Annotated in this window: 7 protein-coding genes; 3 read left to right on the top strand and 4 right to left on the bottom strand. The window is 64.5% G+C overall.

The window, feature by feature from the left end:
* A partial coding sequence (locus ABYB95_RS15130; protein WP_372659401.1) for a Rieske 2Fe-2S domain-containing protein occupies window positions 1-383 on the bottom strand: 383 nt, incomplete at its 3' end.
* 41 nt (window positions 384-424) lie between these two features.
* Window positions 425-1,408: a 2Fe-2S iron-sulfur cluster-binding protein gene (locus ABYB95_RS15125; RefSeq protein WP_372659400.1), complete on the bottom strand. Its 984-nt coding sequence runs from the start codon at window positions 1,406-1,408 to the stop codon at window positions 425-427.
* 118 nt (window positions 1,409-1,526) lie between these two features.
* On the opposite strand from ABYB95_RS15125, the gene ABYB95_RS15120 reads away from it, so the two are divergent.
* On the top strand, window positions 1,527-2,435 hold the full coding sequence (locus ABYB95_RS15120; RefSeq protein ID WP_372659399.1) for a LysR family transcriptional regulator: 909 nt from the start codon (window positions 1,527-1,529) through the stop codon (window positions 2,433-2,435).
* Between the two features lie 26 nt (window positions 2,436-2,461).
* Here the strand turns inward: ABYB95_RS15120 and gabT are convergent, their stop codons facing one another.
* Window positions 2,462-3,775, bottom strand: a complete 1,314-nt coding sequence (gabT, locus tag ABYB95_RS15115; protein WP_372659398.1) for a 4-aminobutyrate--2-oxoglutarate transaminase — start codon at window positions 3,773-3,775, stop codon at window positions 2,462-2,464.
* Between the two features lie 127 nt (window positions 3,776-3,902).
* Window positions 3,903-4,586, bottom strand: coding sequence for a ribulose-phosphate 3-epimerase (gene rpe, locus ABYB95_RS15110; protein WP_372659397.1), 684 nt, complete (start codon window positions 4,584-4,586; stop codon window positions 3,903-3,905).
* A gap of 77 nt (window positions 4,587-4,663) precedes the next feature.
* On the opposite strand from rpe, the gene apaG reads away from it, so the two are divergent.
* Window positions 4,664-5,056 (top strand): Co2+/Mg2+ efflux protein ApaG, encoded by a 393-nt coding sequence (gene apaG / locus ABYB95_RS15105; protein WP_372659396.1) that lies wholly within the window; start codon window positions 4,664-4,666, stop codon window positions 5,054-5,056.
* 56 nt (window positions 5,057-5,112) lie between these two features.
* On the top strand, window positions 5,113-6,196 hold a 1,084-nt coding region (locus ABYB95_RS15100; protein WP_372659395.1), incomplete at its 3' end, for a cation:proton antiporter.

Genomic DNA, 6,196 nt, shown 5'->3' with positions numbered 1-6,196 from the left:
CGCCGAAACGGCACGCCCTGCAGATCGCCTTGCAGCGTGTAGCTCCACTGGTGGTAGGGGCAGACAAATTCTTTCTTGTTGCCATGGCGTTCGCGGCAGAACTGCATGCCACGGTGCGCACACACGTTTTCCACCACCCCGATGCCGCCGTCGGCATCGCGCACCATGATGACCGAACGCTCACCCACCACCGTGCGTTTGAAGTCGCCCGGCTTCGGGATCTCGGCTTCCAGGCCGACGTAGTTCCAATGCCCGGTGTAGAAGAAGCGCTCCAGCTCCTTCTTGTGCAGCTCGGGATCGGTGTAGGCCATGAAAGGAATCCGGCTGCTGCCTTCGGACTCCCACTGGATCTGGCTGGGGAATGTGCCGTTGCGGGGGTTCATGTCTGTCTCCTCATGGTTCTTTTCGAATAGGGTGGGCGCGTTCAGGTACCACTGGCGTAAAACGCATCGGCGTAGATGTGATCGGCCTCCACACCCATCTGGCGAACCAGGTGGGCGGTGGCTTCGACCATGGGCGGCGCCCCGCACAGGTAAGCCCGAAAGCCGTCCAGATCGCGCCAGTCCTGGGCAATGGCTTGCGTGACCAGACCGCTGCGGCAACCGGGCAGGGTCCCCGACGCCAGCACCACATGGACCTGGAGCTGGGGGTGTTGGCGCTGCAAATCCGCCAGCCACGCCCGGCCATACACATCGCGTTCGGAGCGCACACCGAAATACAAGTGGATGGGGTTGTCCATGCCCGCAGCCACCACGCCACGGACAATGGACAGAATCGGCGCCAGGCCGGTGCCGCCGGCCACGCACAGCATGGGGCCGGTATGCCGGCGGCGCAGATAGGCCGAGCCCAGCGGGCCACTCACGCGCACCGCGTCGCCCACTTGCAGGCGTTCGGCGATGTAGCCGGTGACGCGGCCATCGGGCACCAGCCGCACATGGAATTCCAGCTCGTCGCCACCGGCCAGGCCCGCCATGGAATAAGGCCGGATATGGTCGGGCGTGAATTGCAGCTGTGCGTACTGGCCCGGTGAATAGTCGAGCGGCTTGGCGATCTTCAGGCGCAGGCGCTTGATGTCGTGGGTCTGCTCCTCCACCGCGATCACCGTGGCTTTCAGAATTTTTGCCGCGTGCACCACGGCCTCATCGGGCTCGGGCAGTTCGATGGTGCAGGACTCGGTCAAAAAGGTCTGGCAGGCCAGCACGTAGCCATCGTCCGGCGCCAAAGGGCGCTGCAGGTCGCGCCCCGACTCCAGCACATGCCCGTTGACCAGCTTGCAACGGCAGGTGCCGCAACGACCGGCCATGCAGCTGTACGAGACCGGCAACTGGTGTGCCCGCAGGGCTTCCAGCAGATTCACGCCCGCAGCCACCTGTAGCGTGCGCTGCATGGGTCGTACAAAAATTTCCATGGTTTGGGATCTGCCGGTTCTGGTGGGATGGCGCCATCTTCGAGCCGGTGACAAAATCAGTCAATGCAATGACATTGATTCACTACATCATTCAAAATGATATTCATACGGACACGAGATGGAACTCAAAGACATTGACCTCAACCTGCTGGTGGTCTTCAACCAGCTGCTGATGGAGAAGAAAGTCTCCAAGGTGGCCGAGAACCTGGGGCTGGGGCAGCCCGCTGTGAGCAATGCGCTGGCACGCCTGCGCAAGCTCTTTGGCGACGAGCTGTTTCTGCGCACCGCCAGCGGCATGCAGCCGACGCCGTTCGCCGAGCAGTTGGCCGAGTCCGTCGGCTACGCGCTGGGCATGATCCACGACGCGGTCAACGCACGCAGCTCGTTCGACCCGGCCACCAGCCAGCGCCGTTTCACGATCGCGATGACCGACATCGGTGAAATCTATTTTTTGCCGCGCTTGATGGAAACCATCCAGGCGGTGGCGCCATCGGTGTCCATCAGCACCGTGCGCAACACCGCCATCAACCTGAAAGACGCGATGGAGGCCGGGCATGTGGATCTGGCCATAGGGCTGCTACCCCAGCTCAAGGCGGGCTTTTTTCAACGCCGGCTGTTCGTGCAGCACTACGTCTGCATGTTCCGCTCGGGCCACCCGCTGGACAAGCGCAAGGTGCGGCCCCAGGATTTTTTTGCGGCGAACCATGTGGCCATCGCATCGGCGGGCACCGGTCACGGCAAGGTGGACGAGATCCTGGACAGCAGCACCGAAGCACGCAAGGTGAAACTGACGGTGCCGCACTTTGTGGCCGTGGGCCACATCCTGCAAGCCAGCAACCTGGTGGCCACGGTGCCGGAACGCCTGGCCGAACGCATGGCCGGGCCGTTCCAGTTGAAATACATCGCCCACCCGGTGCGCCTGCCCCAGATCGCGATCAACCAGTTCTGGCACGCCAAGTACCACAAAGACCCGGCCAACCAGTGGTTGCGTGGCCTGATCTTCGACATGCACGCCGATGCGGCTTAGGCCAAGCGCCCGACTCGCTAAAGGCTTCAGCCCAGCAAGGCCTTTTCCAGGATCGCCAGACCCTCTTCCAGCACCGCGTCTTCGATGGTGAGCGGAAAGAGGAAACGGATCACGTTGCCGTACACACCGCAGGTGAGCAGCAGCAGCCCGGCATCCTGGGCCCGTTTTTGCACCTGCTTCACCGCATCGGCGTCGGGCGTGCCGTCAGGCTGGGCGAACTCCACCGCCACCATGGCGCCCAGGCCACGCACCTCGCGCATGCCCGGCACTTTTTTCTGCAGCGCTTGCAGGCGGCCCGTGAGCACTTGGCCCAGCTTGGCGGCACGCTCGCACAACTGCTCTTCGTCGATCACCTCCAGCACGGCCAGGGCCGAGGCCACCGCCAGGGGATTGGCCGCGTAGGTACCGCCCAGGCCACCGGGCGCCGGCACGTCCATGATCTCGGCGCGGCCACACACGGCCGACAGCGGCATGCCGCCCGCCAGGCTCTTGGCCAGGGTCATGAGGTCGGGCAGCACGTCGTAGTGCTCCATGGCAAAGAGTTTGCCGGTGCGGGCAAAGCCGGTCTGGACCTCGTCGGCGATCAACAGAATGCCGTGGCGGTCGCAGATGGCGCGCAGGGCGCGCATGAATTCGACCGGCATGACGTAGAAACCGCCTTCGCCCTGCACCGGCTCGACGATGATGGCCGCCACCTGTTCGGGCTCGATGTCGGCCTTGAACAGCTGGGCGATCGCGTCGAGCGCATCCTGCACCGAGACGCCGTGCAGCGCCATGGGCGCGGGCACGTGGTACACGCTGGCCGGAAAGGGGCCGAAGCCGAGCTTGTAGGGCGCCACCTTGCCGGTGAGCGCCATGCCCATATAGGTGCGGCCATGAAAGCCCCCACCCAAGGCGATCACGCCGCTGCGGCGCGTGGCGGCACGGGCGATCTTGATCGCGTTTTCCACCGCCTCGGCGCCGGTGGTGAAGAAGGCGGTCTTCTTGGCATGGCTGCCCGGTGTGCGGGCGTTGATCTGCTCGGCCAGCGCCACCGTGCATTCGTAGGGCACGACCTGGTAGGCGGTGTGGGTGAAACAGTCGAGCTGGCGGGCGATGGCCTGCACGATTTTCGGATGCCGGTGGCCGGTATTGAGCACCGCGATGCCGGCGGCGAAGTCGATGTAGCGGCGCCCCTCCACGTCCCACAGCTCGGCGTTCAGGGCCCGCTGGGCGTAGATGGGAAAACCGATGCCCACACCGCGCGGTGTGGCCGCCACGCGGCGCGCGTCGATGGCGGCGTTGCTGCTCCGGTCTAAGGCGGCGGCCTGCGCCGTCTCACTTGGGCTGTGTGTGTTCATGGCGTGTCTCCGGCGGGCCCACGGGCCCTGGTTGGCTACTGGAAATCCAGTATAGAACCGGGCACCGCCGCGCGCAGGAACCAATCGCCAGACAGGCCAGGGGCCACTGTGCGCCTGGTGGGCCGGATCAGGCCGCCAGCGCCGCCCGCATCTGGTCGATCACGCCCTTGTAATCGGGTTTGCCGAAAATGGCACTGCCGGCCACAAAGGTGTCGGCGCCGGCGTCGGCCACGCGGCGGATGTTGTCGGCCTTGATGCCGCCATCCACCTCCAGGCGGATGTCGCGCCCGCTGGCTTCGATGCGTTTGCGCGCCGCTTCGATCTTGCGCAGCGCCGAATCGATGAAGCTCTGGCCACCAAAACCGGGGTTGACGCTCATGATCAGGATCAGGTCGATGTCGTCGATCACCCAGTCCAGCACATCCAATGGCTCGGCCGGGTTGAAGGTGAGTCCGACCTTGCAACCACGGGCCTGGATCGCCTGCACGCTGCGGTGCACATGGGCACTGGCGTCGGGGTGGAAGCTCACCAGGTCGGCCCCGGCGTCGATGAAGGCCCCGGCCAGCGCGTCCACCGGCTGGATCATCAGGTGCACGTCGATCGGCACCGGTGTGCCGTCGGGCTTTTTGGCGTGGGGCTTGAGCGCCTGGCACACCATGGGGCCGAACGTGAGGTTGGGCACGTAGTGGTTGTCCATCACATCAAAATGGATCCAGTCGGCCCCGGCGGCAATCACGTCGCGCACCTCCTCGCCCAGGCGGGCAAAGTCGGCGGCAAGAATGGAAGGGGCGATGCGGTAGGTGGCGGGCATGAGAGGGGTTTCCAGCAAAAGATGCGGTATTTTCGCAGGCTCGCGGTAGGTACGTCCCATGGCGGTAACATGCCGCCATGTCCAAATACCAGTTCACCTGCGAGGCCGAGCCGCAATACCTGAGCGAACAGTCTTCTCCAGAAGAAGATGTGTACGCCTACGCCTACACCATCACCGTCACCAACACGGGCGAGGTGCCGGCGCAATTGATCTCGCGCCACTGGATCATCGAGGACGCTTCCGGGCACACCGAAGAGGTCAAGGGCTTGGGCGTGGTGGGCAATCAGCCCTTGCTGCGACCCGGTGAATCGTTCCAGTACACCAGCGGCACGCGCATGAAAACCCCCACGGGCCATATGCGCGGCAGCTTTTTCTGCGTGGCCGAAGACGGGGAGCGCTTCGAAGCCCCCGTGGCCTCGTTCGTCTTCGACATGCACCAACGGCCTGGCGGCGGCATCACGCTGCACTGAGCGGCCCCGCCACACCGCGCAACGGATTTTCAAAGGACTCTATGGATATCAGCGTGATGGAATTTCTGCCGGCTTGGCCGTTGGAGCTCAACACCTTGTTTTTTTTCGGTTTTCTGCTGTTTTGCGGCGCACTCGGGGGCTATCTGGCGCACCGCCTGCCCTGGATTCCCAGTATCACCGGCTTCATGCTGGTGGGCCTGATCGCCGGACCCAATGTGCTGGGCGTGTTCGGTTACGAATCGCTGGAGCGGGCCCGCATCGTGGTCGACATCGCGCTCGCCCTGATCCTGTACCGGCTGGGCTTGTCGCTGGACCTGAAAACCCTGCTGCACGACAAAGGCCTGCTGGCCGTGTCCCTGGTGGAAAGCGGGCTGACCTTTGGCGGCGTGTATTTCGCCCTGGTGTATTTCGGCATCGGTGAAGTACCGGCTGCGGTCATGGCCGCGATCGCCATCTCGTCTTCGCCCGCCGTGCTGCTGCACGTGTCGCACGAACTCGGCGCCGCAGGCATCACCACCAACCGCGCGCAGGCGCTGGTGGCGCTGAACAACGTGATCGCCTTTCTGGCGTTTGCCGCCATCCTGCCCACGCTGTACGGCCAGTCGCAGGCGCCCCTCACCACCATCATCGGTGCGCCCATTTACCAGTTGCTCGGCTCCACCCTGCTGGGCCTGGTGGCGGGCGCGGTGTTGCACCGCGTCGTGCGCATCACCAAAAACGCGCAACAGTATCTGCTGGCCCTGGTGGTCGGCGCCGTGACCATGACCCTGGGTCTGGCGCTGAGCTTCGGGCTTTCGGCCCTGTTTGCCCCTCTGGTGCTGGGCGTGGTGGTGCGCAGCTTCGAGAAGAAGGAACTGCTGGCCAACATGGCCTTCGGTCCGGCATTTGAGCTCTTCTTCGTGGCCTTGTTCGTGTACGCCGGCGCCAACCTGCACCTGAAAGAAATCGTGGCCTTCGCCCCGGCCGCCGGGGTCTTCGTGCTGGCCCGCACCCTGGCCAAATGGGTGGGCGTGTCGGCCACCGGCCTGCTGTCTGGCTGGCCCAGGCGCACCCACCTCAACGTGGGCTTCATGCTGCTGCCCATGGCCGGCATGGCCATCGGCCTGGCCAACAACACGGTGGCGCAGTTCCCACTGATGG

The organism is Hydrogenophaga sp., assembly GCF_041633695.1.
Classification (GTDB): Bacteria; Pseudomonadota; Gammaproteobacteria; order Burkholderiales; family Burkholderiaceae_C; genus Hydrogenophaga.
This window is presented reverse-complemented; position numbering and strand designations above follow the sequence as displayed.